This window comes from Streptomyces sp. NPDC038200 (assembly GCF_055600785.1).
Genome location: NZ_JBVJYH010000001.1, coordinates 73,065 through 91,201 on the forward strand (window position 1 = coordinate 73,065; position 18,137 = coordinate 91,201).

Sequence of the window (18,137 nt, forward strand, 5' to 3'; positions counted from 1 at the left end):
TGGAACTCACGCGGCTTCTCCTGAGGGAATTCGACTGCACCACGGACATGATCGAGCCGGTCCCCGACCGCCTCGGCCACGACCGCCGCTATGCACTCGACGACTCGAAACTCCGCGCTCTCGGATACCGGCCCGGCATCCCCTTCGAGGAAGGACTGCGGGCGACGGTGGCCTGGTACCGGGAGCACACCTCCTGGTGGAGGGCGCTCCTGCCCTGACGCGGAGTCCGGAGGACCGCACGCGTGGAGCCTCCTCGCCCCGGCGGGAGCCGGTCTCCGCTCAGCGGTCCGCGGCCCGGGCCAGCGGGTTCGGCAACGGCAGATAGCGGGCGTCCGCGCCGTCCGCGCCGGTCCAGCGCAGCAGCAGGTTGGTCTTGCCGGGCAGCGTGGGCGCGGTGAGCAGGGCGGGGATCTCGGGCAGGGCGTGCCGGGCGAGTTCCCGGCGGGCGGCGGGCCAGGGATCGAGGCCGGGATGGTGGTCGGCGAGGGCGCCGGCGATCTCGGTGAGGTGGTTGACGACCAGGCAGTACACCAGCCGCTCCCAGCCGGCGGCGCGGGAGACGTCCGGCAGCAGCTTCGTGCCCTCGGCGTCCCGGAACAGCGCCTGTACGGGCGTGCCGGACGCGTCGACGGCGACGAGGGTGTTCTGCAGATGGGCCTCCAGGACGACCCCGTGGTCGTCGAAGGCGGCCAGGGCGGGCGGCACGACCTGCCGCAGGTACGCCTCCCACCAGCCGGCCGGATCACCGGTGGCGGCGAGCGGGCTGCCGTCGAAGCCCTCGGCGAGGCCCGCGGCGAGCAGCGGGGTGGCACCCGGCAGGAGGTGGCCGCGCAGCCCGTCCCGGACGAGGACGGCCAGCTCCTCGAAGGCGAAGGCCGCGGTGCGGTAGCCCCGGTCGCTCAGCCAGGCCGCGGGCGGGCCCATCGCGGCGAAGGCGTGCCCGGCGGCGGTGTCGGTACGGCGCAGCCGGCGCAGATCGTGACGCCACAGCCGGCGGATGTCATTGGTGATGCGCACGTCCAGGCTGAACTTCAGGAACAGATCGCGGCGGGGCTCGTACACCGTGCGGACGGCGGCCGTGGGCCAGGTGTCGGACGCGGTGGTGCCGAGCCGCAGCAGGCGGCCGTCGGCGAAGGCGGGGGCGAGGTCGCGGGCGGCCAGGTCGAGCTGCCAGGGGTGGGCGGGCAGCAGCCGGTAGCCGGGCGGGGCGGTACCGAGGGCGTCGAGGGCGGTGGTGTCGCCCTCCTCGGCCACCTGGTCCTCGCGGACGCCGAGCAGCGCCAGCGGGAAGCGGGCGTGCGCCTCCGGGGCGTACGGCAGCCAGGAGGCGACCGGGCCGCCGCCGCGCGCCTTGGGGGCCGGATGGTACGGATGGCCGGTGAGCAGGGACTGCTCGGAGCGCAGATACGGGTCCTCGGGTGCGGCGGCCCGGGCGCGGGCGGCGAGCAGGGCGGCGACCGTGTCCCGGCTGTCGATCATCTCGGCGGGCAGGTCGCCGCCGGGCAGCCCGGTGTGCCGACGCAGCTCCTCCGCGACCAGTTTGACCAGCTCCGGATGGCCGATCGGGTGCCAGGCCCCGGCCGAGTACACCTCGGGGTCGGCGGGCCGCCGCCCGGCACGCACCCGCAGCAGGCGGCCGTCCGGCAGCCGGTGCACGCGGCGGCCCCCGGTGTCCGGCAGCGGCTGGGCCACCTCCCGGAGCAGACAGTTGAGCAGGGGGGCTGCCGCGTACGCGTCGGCGCGGCGGCCGGTCTCGCCGGTGGGGGGTGAGAGGTCCACGCGTTCCCTTCGTCCGTCGTCCAGGGGGCCCGCGGTCGTCCCTGCGCACGCCGGGTGCGCCGTCCGGGAGCCGGTGATGATCAGTATGGCTGTCGTCCCCGGCAGTCCCCGACAATCGTGCCGTGCCCGCGTACCCGAGGAGCCGACCGTGCACCGTCCCCCCACCGCCGAGGCCGAGATCGCCGAGGAGCTGGCCGCCGTCCGGCCCGGTCTGCTGCCCCGGTACGCGGCGGAGCTGCCGGGTGCCCGGGCCGCCGTGCTGACCCGGCTGTGGCGGGCGCTGGCCCATGAGCCGCTGCCGTGGCTCGCCGGCCGGGCGTCCGGGGCGCAGGGGCTCGCCCTGCGCCTGGCCGACGGCCGGACCCTGCGCGGGCCGCACGCGGACCCGTACGCCACGAGCGCGTACGTCACCGCCGTGCGCCTGGACCGGGAGCGGTACGACGATCCGGCGCGGCTGATGACGGCGCTCGGGGTGCCGCACGCGTCCGGGTTCGCGGCGGAACTGGCGCACAGCGTGGCCTCGCTGGCGTTGTCCCGGGCCGGTGCGGACCACCCGAAGGAGTGGCCCGAGCAGGACTGGGAGTGGGAGCAGCGGGTGGTCGACGGCCACCCGTTCCATCCCAACTGCCGTTCCCGGCCCGGTTTCTCGGTGGCCGACCAGCTGGCGTACGGCCCGGAGCACGGCCCGGTGGTCGAGCTGGGAACGGTGCCGGTACCGGGGGCGGACTGCGTGGTCTCCGGACACTGGCCGGCCGAACTCCGTGCGGGCGAAAGCCTGTTGGTGCCGGTCCACCCCTGGCAGGCCGCGCACGTGCTCGGGCGGCCCTACGACGGCTGGCGGCCGGCCCGGCCGCTGATGTCCCTGCGCACCCTGGCGCTGCCCGGCGGCCCGCACGTGAAGACGGCGCTGAGCGCCCGGCTGACCTCCTCGGTCCGGGACATCTCCGGCTACTCGGTGCGGGCCGCGGCGACCCTGTCCGACTTCGCCGAGGACCTGGCGGCGCGCACGGACGGTCTGCTGCACATCACCCGCACGCTGGGGGCGGTCACGGCCCACTCCCCCGACCTGGCCGCGCTGCTGCGGGAGTCACCGGAGGTGTACGCGGCACCGGGCGAGCGAGTGCTCCCGGTGGCCGCGCTCGCCACCACGGCCCTGCCCGACTCGCCCGCCTGGCTCGCCGCGTTCGCCCGGCTGGCGCTCACGGTGGGGCTGCGGCTGCTGGACCTCGGCGTGGCCCTGGAGGCCCACGGCCAGAACCTCCTGGTCGTCCTGGCGGCCGACAGCGCTCCCCTGCGGCTGGTCTACCGCGACCTGGCCGACATCCGGATCAGTCCCGCCCGCCTGTCCCGCCACGGCATCGCCCCGCCCGCCCTCACCGGCCGCCTCGTCACGGACGACGAGACCGCCCTGCGCCGCAAGCTGTTCGGCTCCCTGGTGGCGGGAGCCCTGGCCGGCACGGCGGGCTCGGGGCCGGCCCTGGCCGGGGCCCTGGCCACGGCCCTCCCCGACCTGCCGCACACCCCCGACCTGCCGCCCCTGCGCGACGCCCCGGTACCGGCGAAGGCCCTCACCCTGATGCGCCTCTCCCCCGACCGCCCCGGCGACCTGTGGACGGGGCTGCCTCATCCCTGCGCCGCACCGCTTCCGGACACACGCTGATTTCGCGTCACGTCGTCGGTCGAAAAGTCACGTCGGCCTTCCTTGCGCCCGGGGGTGTACCTCTGGGACAGTCCGCGCCGGCCGGTGTCCGTCACCGCCCTACGCCCTGAAGGGAGACCACATCCCGTGCGAGCCATGGGGATCGAAGGTGCCTGGGTCCATGAGCCGCAGGTCTTCGACGACGCACGTGGAACCGTCGACGAGTGGTTCCGGCCCGACGTTCTGCGCGCCTCCACCGGACGGTCCATGAGCGTCGCCCAGGCCAACCGATCGGTGCCCCGCCGCGGCGTCGTCCGGGGCATCCACTACAGCGCCGTACCGCCCGGCCAGGCCAAGTACGTCACCTGTGTGCGGGGAGCGGTCCTCGACGTGGTCGTCGACCTGCGCACGGGAGGCGCGGCACTGGCCCGCCCCGCGCCGCGTCCGTCCCACAGCGTCCTGGGACACTCTCGGTGGGCGGAAGCGGGTCTGCGCCCGCTCGGCTCCTGGCAGTCGGCTCCGGCCCGGGCACCGCCCACTCTCGTCACACTCGACTCACACTCCCGGAACGTCGAGCCAACCCGGTGTGACGGTGGGGCGAACCGAACCGGACGGACGGTGTCCCGGGCAGCCGGCAGGGCCGCCGTTTTGAAGTGCGACCTGTCTGATCAATAAGATCCGGCGATGATCAGAAGACAACGGCTGGCGGCGGGAGTATGTGCTCTGCTCGCCGCCCTGACGGCCGGGATCGCGTTCCCCGCCGGAGCGGTCGCCGATGAGACGGAACAGGCCGCTCCGCAGGTCGAACTGGTGCTGGACGTCAGCGGTTCCATGCGCACCCGCGACATCGACGGCGGCACCCGGATGGCCGCGGCGAAGCAGGCGTTCAACGAGGTGCTGGACGCCACCCCCGAGGAGGTCCGGCTCGGCATCCGTACGCTCGGTGCCAACTACCACGGCAACGACCGCAAGGAGGGCTGCAAGGACACCGAACAGCTCTACCCGGTCGGGCCGCTGAACCGGACCGACGCGAAGACGGCCGTGGCCACGCTGGCCCCGACCGGCTGGACCCCGATCGGGCCCGCCCTGCTGAAGGCGGCGGACGACCTGAACGGCGGCACCGGAACCCGCCGTATCGTGCTGATCAGTGACGGCGAGGACACCTGCCAGCCGCTCGACCCGTGCGAGGTGGCCCGCGAGATAGCGGCCAAGGGCATCGGACTGACCATCGACACCCTCGGCCTGGTGCCGGACGCCAAGACCCGGGCCCAGCTCAGCTGCATCGCGGACGCCACCGGCGGTACGTACACCGACGTGCGGCACAAGGAGGAACTGTCGGACCGCGTGGGCCAGTTGGTCGACCGGGCGGCCGATCCCGTGGTGACTCCGGTGGCCACCGAGGGCGCGGACCGGTGCGAGAAGGCGCCGGCCCTGAAGTCCGGGCTGTACACCGACCGCGAGGAGTTCGGGCAGCAGCGCTGGTACAAGGTGGACGTCGAGCCCGGCCAGGAGCTGCGCGCCTCGGTGAGCGTGGCGGACGACCGGGCCGTCGCCCCGAACTACGGGGTGCTGCTGCGGGCGGTGACCCTGCACGGGCGGGAGATCGTGCGCGGTGAAGCCGCGGGCACCGGCCGTACGGACGTCGTCTCCACCGGTCTGCGGTACCCGAAGGCGGAGAGCGACGACGACTCGGCGCCCGCGGAGACCGTGTGTCTGCAGGTCACCCAGTCGTTCTCGGCGGCCTCGGGCGTGAAGACGACGCCGGGTCTGCCGCTGGAGCTGACCGTCGACGTCGTGGACGGGCCGTCGGGCCACCACGACGTGGCCTCCTTCGGTCTCGGCCGTGGCTGGTGGCTGCTCGGCGCGCTGGTGCTGGTCGGCTTCCTGGCGGGTCTGGTGTGGGGCTGGCTGTCGCGTTGGCGGGTCGCGGTCTGGAGGACGAACTGATGCGGATGACACGAGTGCTGGGCGCCGCCCTGCTGGCGCTGGGACTGGCCGCGGGGCCGGCCGCCGCCGACTCCTCGCCCTCCCCGAGCGCCTCCGACGACGGCAAGGCGCCCACGCAGGCCGGCACGTCGTTCCGTACGGCGACGGAGATCGAGCAGGGGCAGCGGGCCACCGCCGCCGCCTCCGCCGGCGACTACCTCTACTGGTCGTTCCCCGCGGACACCGGGCAGCGCCCCACCGTCAAGGCGACGGTGAAGCTCCCGGACACGCACGCCGCGCAGACCTGGCAGCTCGATGTGTACGACGGGCTGCGGCGCCGCCAGGCGTGCCAGTACGGCGCCACGACCCGCGCCGCCGAGCAGGGTGCCTCCTCGGTCGAGCTGGCCTGTGTGCTACGCACGGTGCGCGGCTGGTCGGAGCCGTGGGCCGACGACCCGCTGCCGGGCACCTACTACGTCCGGCTGACGGTGGTGGACCTCGGCGCCGCCGACCTCGGCAAGCCGGTCGGCGCCGAGGTGCGCGTCGACTCCAAGGACATCGGCGGCGCGGCGGCGGTGGACGGTTCGCTGGGCAAGCCCCTCGTCCCCGGTATCGCCGTCACGTCCGAAAAGGACGAGGACGGTTCGAAGGCGGCCGTGCTGTCCAGCTTCGGTTCGGACGACGGCTGGTCGTCGGGCTGGTGGTCCGACCGCTGGGTGTGGACCGCGATCGGCGGCGTGCTGGCCGCGCTCGCCGGCATCGGCGGCTACGCGCTGACCCGTGGGTCGGGACGGCCGTCCGCCGTGCCGCCGGGCGTCTGAGCCGTACGACTCCCGCATCCCTGTCGAAGGCCCGCCGCTCCGGCGGGCCTTCCGCTTGTTCAGGCCTCTCGCAGGGCCTTGGCGAGCGCGCCCTCGCCGGTCACCGTGACGCGGCCGGACCGGACGGCGTCCAGCAGCGTCGACTCGCCCCGGGCCACGGTCTCGCAGGTCTCCGCGTCCAGTACGAGCCGCGCGTCCGGCTCGCCGGGAGCGGGCCCGTCGGCGTAGACCGGCCCGTCCGCCGCACCGACGTGCAGGTGGAAGTCGCCCTCTTCCAGGGCGACTTCCACGACACCCTGCCCGTCCAGGGCCCGCAGCAGCGGCAGGGCGAACCAGTGCGCGCGCACGGCGTCGGTGGGCCTGCGCTCGCCCAGCTCCCCCTCGCCCCAGGCGCCCAGCGCCTGCAGCACGGGCAGCAACTCCCGCCCCCGTGGGGTGAGCTCGTACACGTAGGCGACGCCCGGCGGAGGCAGCCGTCGGCGGCCGGCGAGGCCGTCCCGTTCCATGTCCTTCAGCCGGGAGGCGAGGACATCGGTGCTCACGCCGGGCAGGTCCGCATGCAGATCCGTGTAGCGGCGGGGGCCGGCGAGCAGCTCCCGGACGATCAGCAGGGTCCAGCGGTCGCCGACGAGGTCGAGGGCGCGGGCTGCGGAGCAGTACTGGTCGTAGCTTCGGCGAGGTGGCATGCGACGCAGTCTAGACATGTTGTTGGACTTTCCAAGCTCCTACTTGGTAAAACCAAGCAACACGAGTTTCGGAGGGGCGCATGGAGTTCCGGCAGTCCAACAAGCTCAGCGAGGTGTGCTACGAGATCCGCGGTCCGGTGATCGAGCACGCCAACGCGCTGGAGGAGGCAGGGCACAGCGTGCTGCGCCTGAACACCGGCAATCCCGCGGCCTTCGGCTTCGAGGCGCCGGAGGAGATCCTCCAGGACATGATCCGGATGCTGCCGCGGGCGCACGGCTACACGGACTCCCGTGGCGTCCTCTCCGCCCGCCGCGCGGTCGCCCAGCGCTACCAGAACCTGGGTCTCGACGTCGACGTGGACGACGTCTACCTGGGCAACGGCGTCTCCGAGCTGGTCTCCATGGCGGTCCAGGCCCTGATCGAGGACGGCGACGAGATCCTCGTCCCGGCACCGGACTTCCCCCTCTGGACGGCCGTCACCACCCTGTCCGGCGGCAAGGCCGTCCACTACCTCTGCGACGAACAGGCGGACTGGAACCCCGACCTGGCCGACATGGCGTCGAAGATCACGGACCGGACGAAGGCCGTGGTCATCATCAACCCGAACAACCCGACCGGCGCGGTCTACCCGAAGGAGGTCGTCGAGGGAATCCTCGACCTGGCCCGCCGGCACGGCCTGATGGTCTTCGCCGACGAGATCTACGACCAGATCCTGTACGACGACGCCGTCCACCACTCGGCCGCGGCCCTCGCCCCCGACCTGGTCGTCCTCACCTTCTGCGGCCTGTCCAAGACCTACCGGGTGGCGGGCTTCCGCTCCGGCTGGCTGGTCGTCACCGGTCCCAAGCAGCACGCCAAGGACTACCTGGAGGGCCTGACCATGCTGGCCTCCATGCGGCTGTGCGCGAACGCGCCCGCCCAGTACGCCATCCAGGCCGCGCTCGGCGGGCGCCAGTCCATCGGCGAACTGACCGTGCCCGGCGGCCGGTTGTACGAGCAGCGGAACGTGGCCTGGGAGCGGCTCAACGAGATCCCCGGCGTGTCCTGCGTCAAACCCAAGGGCGCGCTGTACGCGTTCCCGCGCATCGACCCCAAGGTGCACCGGATCCACGACGACGAGAAGTTCGTCCTGGACCTGCTGCTGCGCGAGAAGATCCAGGTGGTCCAGGGCACCGGCTTCAACTGGCCCTCCCCCGACCACTTCCGGATCCTGACGCTGCCGCACGCGGACGACCTGGAGGCGGCGATCGGCCGGATCGGCCGGTTCCTGAGCGGGTACCGGCAGGAGTGACCCGTTTCCCCCGTGCGCGCGAAGATCACCCGTCGGTACCGCCCGGCACCGCACCGGCGGCGTGATCGACATCCGGGTCCGCACCACGGTGCTCACCGCGGCCCGGGTCCGCACCCCCCTGCCTCCGTACCGGGGGCCGGAGGGCACGCTGCCGGGCTGCGCGCACGCCGGCGCGGGGCCGCGCTCAGGGTCGCCGGCGGCCCCGGCCGCGCCCGGGACGCCAGCGGCCGTCTGGCGCAGTCCGTCCTGCGGGCGGCGGCCACCCTGTGGCACCGTGCCGTCATGGGTGACCTCTTCCTCGTCCGGCACGGTGAGACCGAGTGGTCGCGGTCCGGGCGGCACACCGGCTGCACCGACGTACCGCTCACCGAGCACGGCCGGGACGAGGCGCGCCGGCTGGTGCCGCTGATCCGCTCGCACCGGATCGGCGCGGCCTTCGTCAGCCCCCTGCAACGGGCCCGCGAGACCGCCCAGCTCATCGGGATCCCGGACGCACGGGTCGACGCCGACCTGCGCGAGTGGGACTACGGCGGGTACGAGGGCGTGACCACCCCGGAGATCCAGCGGACCCGGCCCGGCTGGTTCCTCTTCACGGACGGTGTCGCGCCCGGTCCGCCGGACCACCCCGGGGAGACCCCGGAGCAGGTCGGGGAGCGGGCCGACCGGATGCTGGCCAAGGCCGAGGCCGCCTTCGCCAACACCGAGGGAGTCGTCGTCCTGATCGCCCACGGCCACTTCCTCCGCGTCCTCACCGCCCGCCGCCTCGGCCTGCCACCCCAGCAGGGGGCGCTCTTCCAACTGGCCACGGGGGCCCTGGGCCGGCTCGGCACGGAGCACGACCGGCCCGTGGTGGCGGGCTGGAACATCCGGCCCCGGGAGTAGGGGGCGACCGGAGACCGGACACGGTTCCGCGCCCGGACCGGAGAGGCCGCGCCGCCCGACCGGGGCGAGTCCGAGTACGTGCTGCCGGGCGTGGTCGGGGGGGGGAGGGGCGTTGTCGGACCCGGGCCGTACTCTGCGAAGGGGCCGTCTCTCCGGCGGTCCCGTGGAGCCACGTCGCCGGAAGGAGCATTCCGTGACCCGACCGCCGACCGCCGCGCAGCGGCGGGTGATCGAGGCCGCCGATCCGGTCACCGGCCGGCTGCGCGGTACGGAGACCCAGCTCGCCGCACTGGTGAAACGGGGGCTCGCCTTCCGGCACCCCCGGCCGCCGCACGACCACTTCCTCACCCCGACCGGCCGTCGTCTGCGTGAGGAGACCCCCGAGGCGACGGTCGAGTCCGTGCCGGACACCGGGGTGTTCGCGGCCCGCGTCGGTGGCGAGGAAGCGCCGCCCGCCTCCGGTCCGGCCCGGCGACGCGAGGTGCACAGCGCCTGGCAGGGACTGCTGGAGCTGCGCCGGATGACGAATCCGGACGGCGCCGTGGACCGGCCGTGCGGGTGGGAGCGGACGCATCTGGTGCAGGCCGCGGCGCTCGCCCTGGAGGCGGCCGGACACCGTCCGGCGGGCGGGGAAGCCGACGGCTACCGGGTCCGGGCGACACCGCAACCGGAGGCGGTCGCGGTGTACGCGCCGGACACGGAGACGCTGGCGGCCGGCGCGGCCACGCTGGAGCGGGCCGGCTGGCAGACCGGGGAGTACACCGAGCCACGGTCGAGGGCCCGTTATCTGCTCGCCTCGCCCCGCCGGGTGTGACCGGCGTGCCAAGATCGATCGACCGGAGATCCGAACTCGAGAAGGGCCGGCAGTGGCCGAACCGTATTCCGTCCGTGTGACCGTCCGCGGCTACGAGACCGACACCCAGGGCCATCTCAACCAGGCGGTGTACCTCAACTACGCCGAGCACGCCCGCTGGTCGCTGCTCCAGGCGGCCGGGATCAGCCAGGCCCGGCTCGTGAGCCAGGGGGTGGGCCCGGTGGCGCTGGAGACGAACATCCGCTACCGGCGTGAACTGCTCGCCGGTGACGAGGTCGACGTGACCTGCGAGTTCGAGTGGGGCGACGGCAAGACCTTCCGGATACGGCAGGAGATACGCACAACCGACGGCACCCTGGCGGCCGAGGTCACCGCGGTGGGCGGCCTGCTGAAGCTGGAGGAGCGCAAGCTGGTCGTCGATCCGCGGGAGGTGTTCAAGGAACTGGCGACGGACCACGCCCTGTTCGGCCTGTAGCCGGCGGCCGCCCACGTGTCGAGCGATCCGTGCCGCCGCTCGGCGCCGCGGGCCGCCCCTGTCTCGCCGCCGCGCCGGCGGGCGGATCAACTCCCCTCGAAGGCTGCCCTGTTGTCCCTCGCCCAGGCCCGGTAGGTCCGGGCCGTCCTGCCCAGCACCTCGGGTACGTCCTCGGTGACCACCGCGTTGCCGCCCCCGCGGACGTAGGTGACCCCGGCCAGCACGCCCTCCGCCCGTTCCGCGTCGAAGCCCCAGGCGGTACGGAGGAACTCGCGCGTCTCGTCGGGCGAGAGATCCCGGGTGGGGACGGGGCGGCCCAGGACCGAGGCGAGCACGGCCGCCTGCTCCGGGACGCTGATCGCCTCGGGACCGGTCAGGGTGTACGTCCGTCCCGCGTGCCGCCCGTCGAGCAGGGCCCGTACCGCCACCGCCGCGATGTCGAGCGGGTCGATCACACCGGAGGCCCCGTCGCCTGTCATGTTCGGCACCGGCTCGCCCGCCCGGAGCGCCGCGCCCCAGCTCAGCGTGTTGGTGGCGAACGAGGAGGGCCGCAGGACGGTCCACTCGGCCCCGCTCTCCCGGACGGCCCGCTCCCCCGCCGTGTGCCACGCGCCGGACGGGCCGGACCGCGGGTCGCCGGTCGCGATCGCCGAGAGCTTCACCAGCCGGCGCGCTCCGGCCGCACGCGCCGCCGCGACCGTGACGGCGTCGTGCCCCTCGTCCGGGCCCGCGGGCCGGAGCAGGAACACGGCCGTCACTCCGGCCATGGCGCCTTCCAGGGCTTCGGGGTCGCCGTAGGAGCCGCGCACCGCCTCCACGCCGTCGGGCACCCGGGCCCGTCCGGGGTCGCGGGTCAGGGCCCGCACCTTCTCGCCACGCGACACCAGCTGTCGCACCACTTCGCCGCCGATGGTGCCCGTGGCACCCGTCACCAGAATCATGGCTCCACGCTGACTCCTCGACGGCGTCCGGCTCTTGTAGATTCCGGCACGGCCGGGGCCGCCCCGGAACGCGTCGGCGCCCTTACCGTGGAGGCATGCCGCAGCCCATCGCCGAGCAGGACCTGGCCACACCCGAGGTCCTCCGCCCCTGGATCGCGGGGGTACGGACCGCGTCCTACGCCGACCCGCCGCAGGAGGCCCTCGTGCGCCTGCCCGACGCGGTGACCAGGGTGGTGCTCCGCGTGGCGGCCGACGGACACCGTGACGTGCTGGTCGTCGGGCCCCGGGTGCACGCCTCCTACCACCGGGGCAAGGCGGACCTGACCTGTGTGGAGGTGCGCCTGTCGCCGGGCACGGTCCGTCCCCTGCTGGGGGTGGCGGCCACGGAACTCGTGGGCCGGGTCGTGCCCTTGCGGGCGCTGCCGGGCGAGACGCCGCGCCGGCTGGCGGACGCGCTGCGCTGGCTGGAGCCGGCGGACGCCGTGCCGCAGCTCGAACAGTCGCTGCCCGCACTGCTCTCGGCGTCCGCGGACCCGGCGCGCGCCGCGCTGCTGCGGGCCGGGGTGGCGGCGCTGTCGGTCCGGACGGACCGGGCGCCCGCGCAGGTGCGTGACGTGGCCCGGGAGATCGCGGTGAGCGAGCGCCAGTTGCGCAACCTGTTCGCCGAGGGAGTCGGGGTCTCCCCCAAGCAGTACGCCCGCATCGACCGCGTCCGCGCGGTCGTCACCGCAGCCCCGACCACCCCCTGGTCCCGGCTCGCGGTGGCCACCGGCTACTTCGACCAGGCGCACATGTCGTCCGACTTCCGCGCCCTGATGGGTGTGCCGCCGCGCTCGTACTTCACCGGCCGGCTGCCTGCCGTCACCCCGTGCCGGGCGAGCCACCTGGCCCGGGACGGCAGCCGGTGAGGGGTGGCGGCCCGGACCGCTCGCCCACCACGTGCGAGGGCCGGGGGTCACGGCGTCGTTCCCGTGTCCCCCGGCCTCCTAAGTCCTGACCGTCGGCTTCAGTGCGCAGCGGCGATCTCCTCCCCCGCCTCCATGGGATGGGTGACGTCCTGGGCTTCGCGGCCCCTGCCCACGTGGTTGAAGAGAAGGTTGAGCACCACCGCCGTGACGCAGCCCGTGGAGATGCCCGAGTCCAGGACGATCTTCGCGGTCTCGGGGAAGGCGTGGTAGAAGCCCGGCGCGGTGATCGGGATGATGCCGACCGCGAGGGACACGGCGACGATCAGGACGTTGTTGTCCTTGTCCAGCCCTGCCCGGACCAGGGTCTGGATGCCGCTCGCGGCGACCGAGCCGAACAGGACGACGCCGGCGCCGCCGAGCACCGGGCGGGGCACGACCGCGATGAGCGAGGCGGCCATCGGGCACAGGCCCATCAGGACCAGGAAGCCGCCGCCGGTGGCGACGACGTACCGGCTGCGGATCCTGGTCATCGCCACGAGCCCGATGTTCTGGGCGAAGGCGCTGCACATGAAGCCGTTGAACAGCGGGCTGAGTGCCGAGCCGAGGGTGTCGGCGCGCAGACCGGCCGCGATGGTCTTCTCGTCGGCGGGGCGTTCGACGATCTCGCCGAGCGCCAGCATGTCCGCGGTGGACTCGGTCATCGAGACGACCATCACCACGCACAGCGAGAGGATCGCGGCCGGCTGGAACCGCGGCGCGCCGAAGTGGAACGGGGTGGGGAAGCCGACCACGTCGGCGTGGGCGACGGGGCTGAAGTCGGTGACGCCGAACGGTATCGCCACGAGCGTGCCGACGACGAGACCGAGCAGGACGGCGATCTGCTTGACGAAGCCGCTGGTGAAGCGGCGCAGCAGCAGGACGATCAGCAGGGTGACGCCGGCGAGGGTGAGGTAGGTCGTCGAACCGTAGTCGCCGGCGCCGGGATCGGGGCCCTGGGCCCAGCCGAAGGCGACCGGGAGGAGGGAGACACCGATCAGGGTGATGACGGATCCGGTGACGACCGGCGGGAAGAAGCGGACCGCCTTGCAGAAGACGGGGGCGGCGAGGAAGCCGAGGAGTCCGGCGACGATGACCGCGCCGAAGATGATCGGCAGGGCGTCGGACTTGTCCTCGGTCGAGGCGACGATCGCGGTCATGGGGGCGACACCGGCGAAGGTGACGCCGTTGACGAAAGGCAACCGGGCGCCGATCTTCCAGAAGCCGAGCGTCTGGAGGAAGGTGGCGAGGCCCGCGGTGAACAGGCAGGCACCGGTGAGGAAGGTCAGGTCGGTGGCGGACAGGCCGATGGCCGCGCCGACGATGAGCGGTGGGGCGACGACTCCGGCGTACATGGCGGCCACGTGCTGCAGACCGCTGGTCGCCATTTTGAGGGCGGGGAGTTTCTCGTCAACTGGATGGGCGGCCACGGCGGCTCCTCCGGGCGGGTAACACGTCGTCTTCGACGTGGGTTTCATGGAGGTGGTGCGTGTGGTCGTGCGGGACCATGACGGGGGGTGACGAATGAGCGGTGGGCGAGCGGTGCGGGGGTGACCGTCTCCGGGGCGCGTGCGTCCGCACGAACCCCGGAGACGGCGTGCCGTGGATCCCGCTCGGATCCACGTCCCGGCCGAGAGCCGTCCCTCCCGGCCGGAGTCTGGGGGCACCCGGAGCGGATCAGCCCTGTGCGGCGATCCGGGCCAGGCGCTGGGCCTCGTCGCGGGTGGCCGCGGCGATCGCGTCCTCGTCCACGGTCAGCAGACGGCCGTTCTCGACGATCTGCCGGCCGTTGACGAAGGAGGCGGTGACCGGGGCGGCCGCGCCGAAGACCAGCGCGGTCACCGGGTCGGCGATGGAGGCGTGGGCGAGCGTGTCCATCTTCCAGAGCACGAGGTCGGCGAGCTTGCCCGGCTCCAGCGAGCCGATCTGCTCGGCCCGGCCGAGGACTCGGGCACCGCCGTGGGTGCCGAGCCGCAGCGCCTGACGGGCGTTGAGCGCTGCCTCGCGGTGGGCGCCGAGGCGGTTGATCAGCAGGGCGTTGCGCAGTTCGGTGTGGAGTTCGCCGGACTCGTTGGAGGCGGTGCCGTCGACGCCGAGGCCGACCGGGACGCCCGCCTTCAGCATGTCGGGCACCCGGGCGATGCCGGCCGCGAGGCGGGCGTTGGACGACGGGCAGTGGGCGACACCGGTCTTCGTCCGGCCGAACGCGGCGATGTCGGAGTCGGTCATGTGGACGCAGTGCGCCATCCACACGTCCTCGCCGAGCCAGCCGGTGGACTCGAAGTAGTCGGTCGGGCCCATGCCGAACAGCTCGTGGCAGAACTTCTCCTCCTCCACCGTCTCCGAGCCGTGGGTGTGCAGCCGGACGCCGAGGCGGCGGGCCAGCTCGGCGCCCTGGCGCATGAGTTCGGTGGAGACGGAGAACGGCGAGCAGGGGGCGACCGCCACCTGGGTCATCGCGTCGAAGGAGGCGTCGTGGTGCTTCCTGACGGTCTCCTCGGTGGCGGCGAGCGCGCCCTCCAGCGTCTCGACGGCGAAGTCCGGCGGCAGGCCGCCGTCCTTCTCGCTGCGGTCCATCGAGCCGCGGGCCAGCGTGAAGCGGACGCCCGTCTCGGCGGCGGCCCGGATGATCGAGCCGGACAGGTCGCCGGAGCCGTGCGGGTAGACGTAGTGGTGGTCCATGGCGGTGGTGACACCGCCGCGGGCCATCATCGCGAGGGATCCCTGGGCGGCGGTGTACGTCATCTGCTCGTCGATGCGCGCCCAGGTGGGGTAGAGCGCGACGAGCCAGTTGAACAGGTTGTGGTCGGTGGCCAGGCCCCTGGTGATCCACTGGTAGAAGTGGTGGTGGGTGTTGACCAGGCCGGGCGTGGCCAGGTGGCCGCTCGCGTCGATCCGGCGTACCACGTTCTCCAGGCCCTCGGGGGCCTTGCCCGCGCCCACCGACTCGATCCGGTTGCCGGCGAGGACGAGGTGTCCGGAGGCGTACTCCGTGTCGCCCGCGTCCACGGTGGCGATCGCACAGTTCTCGATGACGATGCGCTGGGCTGCCGATGCTGCCATCGTGCTTCCTTGTCTTTCAGTGGCGGCCCGCGGACCGAAGGGGTGTCCGCGGGGAGGGCACGGCAGGACCCTAGGAGGATTTGAGTGCCGGGGCCGGTTGCCGCCCCCGGGTGCCGAGATGGTGGAAGAACAGGTTCAGCAGGACCGCGACGAGCGCGCCCGCGCTGATGCCGGAGCCGAGGACGGTCTGTGCCCAGGCCGGGAAGTCGGCGTAGAAGGTCGGTGCGGCCAGCGGGATGATGCCGGCGCCGAGGGCCACGGCCACCAGGATGATGTTGGAGCTGTCGTCCAGGCCCGCCTCGGACAGCGTACGGATGCCGCTGACGGCGATGGAGCCGAACAGGACGATGCCCGCGCCGCCGAGGACCGGCATGGGGACCAGGGAGACGACCGTGCCGAGGACCGGGAAGGCGCCGAGGACGAGCAGGGCGCCGCCGGCGACGGCGACGACGTAGCGGCTGCGCACCCGGGTGAGGGAGACGACGCCGACGTTCTGGGCGAAGGCGGAGGTGGGGAAGCCGCCGAAGACGGGGCCGAGCAGGGTGGCGATGCCGTCGGTGCGCAGGCCGCGGGTGATGGTCCCGGCGTCGGTGCGGCGGTCGCAGATCTCGCCGAGGGCGAGCATCCCGGCGCTCGACTCGGTCATCAGGACCAGCATCACGATGCACAGCGAGAGGATGGCCGCGGGCTGGAACTCGGGGGCGCCGAAGGCGAACGGGGCGGGCAGCGCGGCGATCGGCGCGGACTTCAGGCCGCTGAAGTCGGCCATGCCGAAGGGGAGTGCGGCCAGGGTGCCGATGAGCAGGCCGAAGAGCAGGGCGATCTGCTTGACGAAGCCCTTGCCGAAGCGCTGGATCAGCAGGATGACGGCGAGGGTGAAGCCGGCGAGCGCGAGGTGCCGCATGGCTCCGAAGTCGGCGGCGGTCTTGTCGCCGCCCTGGGCCCAGCCGACCGGGACGGGCATCAGGGTGACGCCGATCAGGGTGATGACGACGCCGGTGACCAGGGGCGGGAAGAAGCGGAGCAGCCGGCCGAAGAACGGGCCGAGCGCCAGGCAGAAGGCGCCGGCCACCATCACCGCGCCGTAGATGGCGGGGAGTTGGTGCCCTGTGCCGTTGGTCTCGGCGATCGCGAGGATCGGGGCGATGCCGGCGGAGGAGGCGGCGTTGACGAAGGGCAGCCGGTTGCCGACGTATCCCTTGACGCCGATGGTCTGGAGGATGGTCGCGATGCCGGCGATGAGCAGGCTCGCGGCGATGAGCCGGGTGCGGGCCGCGATGTCGAGTCCGCAGGCCTGGCCGATGATGAGCGGAGGAGTGACGACGCCCGCGTACATCGCGGCGATGTGCTGGAGCGCGGCGGGGACCAGCCGTGTCGGGTGCAGCTTCTCGTCCACCGGGTGCACGGACGTGACGGCGTCCTCGGTGTGCACCGGCGGGGTGGAACACGGGGCTGTGGCGGGCCCCTTCGCAGGCTGTGCCATTTTGTTCCCTCCGGTGTCGCGTGCCCCGGCCCGGGTGGCGGGGCCGGGGCGCGCGTCCCGCGTCAGAGGTTGGTCATGTCGACCGGGATAAGGGCCTCACAGCCGTCCCGCAGGACGGTGGCCTCGATGAGGCCGTAGGGGCGGTCGGCGGCGAAGTAGACCTCGTTGTCGTTCTTCAGTCCGAACGGCTCCAGGTCCACCAGGAAGTGGTGCTTGTTCGGCAGCGAGAAGCGGACCTCGTCGATCTCGCCGCGGTTGTTGATGATGCGCGCGCCCATCTGGTACAGCGTCTGCTGCAGCGAGAGGGAGTAGGTCTCGGCGAAGGCCTGGAGCATGTGCTTCTTGACCTGCTCGTAGGACTTCTCCCAGTGGGGCGCCTTCTGCTCGTCGTCGGTCCAGTTGAACCGCCAGCGGGCGGAGACCTGGGTGGCCAGGATGCGGTCGTACGCCTCCTGGAGGGTGGTGTACTTGTCCTTGACGTAGCCCCAGAACTCGGAGTTGGTCGAGTTCATCACGACCAGGTCCTTCAGGCCGGAGACGACCTCCCACTTCTCACCGTCGTAGGTGATCTGGGTGAGCCGGGTCTCCTGGCCCTTGCGGACGAAGGAGTGCTTGACCTCGTCGGCGCCGATGAACCGGGAGTTGGCGTCGGAGGTCTCGATCCGCTCCCAGGCGTACTCCTCGATGCGGATGCGGGCCTGGTGGATCGGCTCCTGGCTGGTGACGAAGTGCCGGGCGAGGTGGATGCCGAACTGCTCGGCGGACTCGATGCCGTACTCCTTGGCGAACGCGTACACCGTGTTCTTGGTGGTGTCGGTCGGCAGGACGTTGGCGTTGGAGCCGGAGTAGTGGACCTCTTCCATGTCGCCGCTCAGCGCCACGGATACGTTGAGGTCCTTGATGTGATGGGTGGCGCCGTCCCGCGTGATCTTTACGACTCGGTTCTCGGCCTTGCCGTACTGGTTCTGTCCCAGGATGGTCGGCATGAGCTAGCTCCCTCGGTAAACGGAGTAGCCGAACGGGTTGAGCAGCAGCGGTACGTGGTAGTGCTCGCCCGGTACGACGGCGAACGTGATCGCCACCTCGGGGAAGAACACGGACCGCGCACCGCTGTCCCGATTCGCGGGGGCGTCCTGCTGCGCATCGGCTTGCTTCTTCTCGAAGTACGGCTCCACCGCGAAGTCGAGCCGTACGTGGGTCGTCCCTTCCGGCAGCGCCGGCAGGTCCTTGCACCGGCCGTCGGCGTCGGTCGCGGAGCCGCCGAGCGCCTGCCAGTCCGCGTTCCGGCCCGGACGGGCGGACAGGTGGATGGCGACGCCCTCCGCGGGGCGGCCGATCGAGGTGTCCAGGATGTGCGTGGACACGGAGGCGGTGGTGCTGGTGCTCATGGTG

The 18,137-nt window shown here is 72.9% G+C and carries 18 protein-coding genes; 10 read left to right on the top strand and 8 right to left on the bottom strand.

Annotated elements, in window-relative coordinates:
• The first annotated feature begins 47 nt into the window (after positions 1-47).
• On the top strand, positions 48-218 hold the full coding sequence (locus tag ACZ7KF_RS00315) for a hypothetical protein (RefSeq protein ID WP_471067594.1): 171 nt from the start codon (positions 48-50) through the stop codon (positions 216-218).
• Positions 219-279: 61 nt separating this feature from the next.
• On the opposite strand, the gene ACZ7KF_RS00320 is transcribed toward ACZ7KF_RS00315, so the two are convergent.
• Positions 280-1,779, bottom strand: a complete 1,500-nt coding sequence (locus ACZ7KF_RS00320) for an IucA/IucC family protein (protein WP_471067596.1) — start codon at positions 1,777-1,779, stop codon at positions 280-282.
• Between the two features lie 148 nt (positions 1,780-1,927).
• Between ACZ7KF_RS00320 and ACZ7KF_RS00325 the strand changes: the two genes are divergently transcribed.
• The 4 genes from ACZ7KF_RS00325 (at position 1,928) to ACZ7KF_RS00340 (ending at position 6,165) form a co-directional block, all read left to right on the top strand.
• Positions 1,928-3,439, top strand: a complete 1,512-nt coding sequence (locus ACZ7KF_RS00325; RefSeq protein ID WP_471067598.1) for an IucA/IucC family protein — start codon at positions 1,928-1,930, stop codon at positions 3,437-3,439.
• Positions 3,440-3,565: 126 nt separating this feature from the next.
• Entirely contained in the window at positions 3,566-4,093 is a 528-nt protein-coding gene (locus ACZ7KF_RS00330; protein WP_471067601.1) for a dTDP-4-dehydrorhamnose 3,5-epimerase family protein, read from the top strand.
• Positions 4,094-4,102: 9 nt separating this feature from the next.
• On the top strand, positions 4,103-5,365 hold the full coding sequence (locus tag ACZ7KF_RS00335; protein WP_471067604.1) for a VWA domain-containing protein: 1,263 nt from the start codon (positions 4,103-4,105) through the stop codon (positions 5,363-5,365).
• Entirely contained in the window at positions 5,365-6,165 is an 801-nt protein-coding gene (locus ACZ7KF_RS00340) for a hypothetical protein (protein ID WP_471067606.1), read from the top strand. Before ACZ7KF_RS00335 ends, ACZ7KF_RS00340 begins: the two co-directional genes overlap by 1 nt.
• Before the next feature lie 59 nt (positions 6,166-6,224).
• Here ACZ7KF_RS00340 and ACZ7KF_RS00345 read toward each other — a convergent pair whose 3' ends face one another.
• Positions 6,225-6,851: a winged helix-turn-helix transcriptional regulator gene (locus ACZ7KF_RS00345; protein WP_471067609.1), complete on the bottom strand. Its 627-nt coding sequence runs from the start codon at positions 6,849-6,851 to the stop codon at positions 6,225-6,227.
• Positions 6,852-6,931: 80 nt separating this feature from the next.
• Between ACZ7KF_RS00345 and ACZ7KF_RS00350 the strand changes: the two genes are divergently transcribed.
• The 4 genes from ACZ7KF_RS00350 to ACZ7KF_RS00365 all read left to right on the top strand — a co-directional run bounded on the left by ACZ7KF_RS00350 (position 6,932) and on the right by ACZ7KF_RS00365 (position 10,314).
• Positions 6,932-8,143, top strand: coding sequence for a pyridoxal phosphate-dependent aminotransferase (locus tag ACZ7KF_RS00350; RefSeq protein ID WP_471067611.1), 1,212 nt, complete (start codon positions 6,932-6,934; stop codon positions 8,141-8,143).
• A 282-nt stretch (positions 8,144-8,425) separates the two neighbouring features.
• A complete protein-coding gene (locus ACZ7KF_RS00355) occupies positions 8,426-9,025 on the top strand; it encodes a histidine phosphatase family protein (protein WP_471067613.1) in 600 nt (199 codons plus the stop codon).
• Between the two features lie 193 nt (positions 9,026-9,218).
• A complete protein-coding gene (locus ACZ7KF_RS00360) occupies positions 9,219-9,839 on the top strand; it encodes a hypothetical protein (protein WP_471067616.1) in 621 nt (206 codons plus the stop codon).
• Positions 9,840-9,891: 52 nt separating this feature from the next.
• Complete coding sequence (locus tag ACZ7KF_RS00365; RefSeq protein ID WP_471067619.1) at positions 9,892-10,314, top strand: acyl-CoA thioesterase; 423 nt, start codon at positions 9,892-9,894, stop codon at positions 10,312-10,314.
• A gap of 86 nt (positions 10,315-10,400) precedes the next feature.
• Here the strand turns inward: ACZ7KF_RS00365 and ACZ7KF_RS00370 are convergent, their stop codons facing one another.
• Positions 10,401-11,255: an NAD(P)H-binding protein gene (locus tag ACZ7KF_RS00370; protein WP_471067620.1), complete on the bottom strand. Its 855-nt coding sequence runs from the start codon at positions 11,253-11,255 to the stop codon at positions 10,401-10,403.
• Between the two features lie 95 nt (positions 11,256-11,350).
• On the opposite strand from ACZ7KF_RS00370, the gene ACZ7KF_RS00375 reads away from it, so the two are divergent.
• A complete protein-coding gene (locus tag ACZ7KF_RS00375) occupies positions 11,351-12,163 on the top strand; it encodes a helix-turn-helix domain-containing protein (protein WP_471067623.1) in 813 nt (270 codons plus the stop codon).
• A gap of 98 nt (positions 12,164-12,261) precedes the next feature.
• Here ACZ7KF_RS00375 and ACZ7KF_RS00380 read toward each other — a convergent pair whose 3' ends face one another.
• The 5 genes from ACZ7KF_RS00380 to uraH form a co-directional block, all read right to left on the bottom strand.
• The gene (locus ACZ7KF_RS00380) at positions 12,262-13,629 is read right to left on the bottom strand and encodes a nucleobase:cation symporter-2 family protein (RefSeq protein WP_471067625.1); all 1,368 of its coding nucleotides are present in this window, start codon (positions 13,627-13,629) and stop codon (positions 12,262-12,264) included.
• A 247-nt stretch (positions 13,630-13,876) separates the two neighbouring features.
• Positions 13,877-15,262, bottom strand: a complete 1,386-nt coding sequence (locus tag ACZ7KF_RS00385; protein ID WP_471067628.1) for an 8-oxoguanine deaminase — start codon at positions 15,260-15,262, stop codon at positions 13,877-13,879.
• A gap of 70 nt (positions 15,263-15,332) precedes the next feature.
• A complete protein-coding gene (locus ACZ7KF_RS00390; RefSeq protein WP_471067630.1) occupies positions 15,333-16,745 on the bottom strand; it encodes a nucleobase:cation symporter-2 family protein in 1,413 nt (470 codons plus the stop codon).
• Positions 16,746-16,807: 62 nt separating this feature from the next.
• Positions 16,808-17,731, bottom strand: coding sequence for a factor-independent urate hydroxylase (gene pucL / locus ACZ7KF_RS00395; protein ID WP_471067632.1), 924 nt, complete (start codon positions 17,729-17,731; stop codon positions 16,808-16,810).
• Between the two features lie 3 nt (positions 17,732-17,734).
• The gene (uraH, locus tag ACZ7KF_RS00400; protein WP_471067635.1) at positions 17,735-18,133 is read right to left on the bottom strand and encodes a hydroxyisourate hydrolase; all 399 of its coding nucleotides are present in this window, start codon (positions 18,131-18,133) and stop codon (positions 17,735-17,737) included.
• Positions 18,134-18,137: the final 4 nt, after the last annotated feature.

Bases quoted from the DNA above. Each gene is read 5' to 3' on its own strand.
- ACZ7KF_RS00315 (WP_471067594.1), top strand. From the start codon at position 48: ATGATCGAGCCGGTCCCCGACCGCCTCGGCCACGACCGCCGCTATGCA.
- ACZ7KF_RS00335 (WP_471067604.1), top strand. From the start codon at position 4,103: ATGATCAGAAGACAACGGCTGGCGGCGGGAGTATGTGCTCTGCTCGCC.
- ACZ7KF_RS00340 (WP_471067606.1), top strand. From the start codon at position 5,365: ATGCGGATGACACGAGTGCTGGGCGCCGCCCTGCTGGCGCTGGGACTG.
- ACZ7KF_RS00345 (WP_471067609.1), bottom strand. From the start codon at position 6,851: ATGCCACCTCGCCGAAGCTACGACCAGTACTGCTCCGCAGCCCGCGCC.
- ACZ7KF_RS00350 (WP_471067611.1), top strand. From the start codon at position 6,932: ATGGAGTTCCGGCAGTCCAACAAGCTCAGCGAGGTGTGCTACGAGATC.
- ACZ7KF_RS00355 (WP_471067613.1), top strand. From the start codon at position 8,426: ATGGGTGACCTCTTCCTCGTCCGGCACGGTGAGACCGAGTGGTCGCGG.
- ACZ7KF_RS00370 (WP_471067620.1), bottom strand. From the start codon at position 11,255: ATGATTCTGGTGACGGGTGCCACGGGCACCATCGGCGGCGAAGTGGTG.
- ACZ7KF_RS00375 (WP_471067623.1), top strand. From the start codon at position 11,351: ATGCCGCAGCCCATCGCCGAGCAGGACCTGGCCACACCCGAGGTCCTC.
- ACZ7KF_RS00385 (WP_471067628.1), bottom strand. From the start codon at position 15,262: ATGGCAGCATCGGCAGCCCAGCGCATCGTCATCGAGAACTGTGCGATC.
- ACZ7KF_RS00390 (WP_471067630.1), bottom strand. From the start codon at position 16,745: ATGGCACAGCCTGCGAAGGGGCCCGCCACAGCCCCGTGTTCCACCCCG.
- pucL (WP_471067632.1), bottom strand. From the start codon at position 17,731: ATGCCGACCATCCTGGGACAGAACCAGTACGGCAAGGCCGAGAACCGA.
- uraH (WP_471067635.1), bottom strand. From the start codon at position 18,133: ATGAGCACCAGCACCACCGCCTCCGTGTCCACGCACATCCTGGACACC.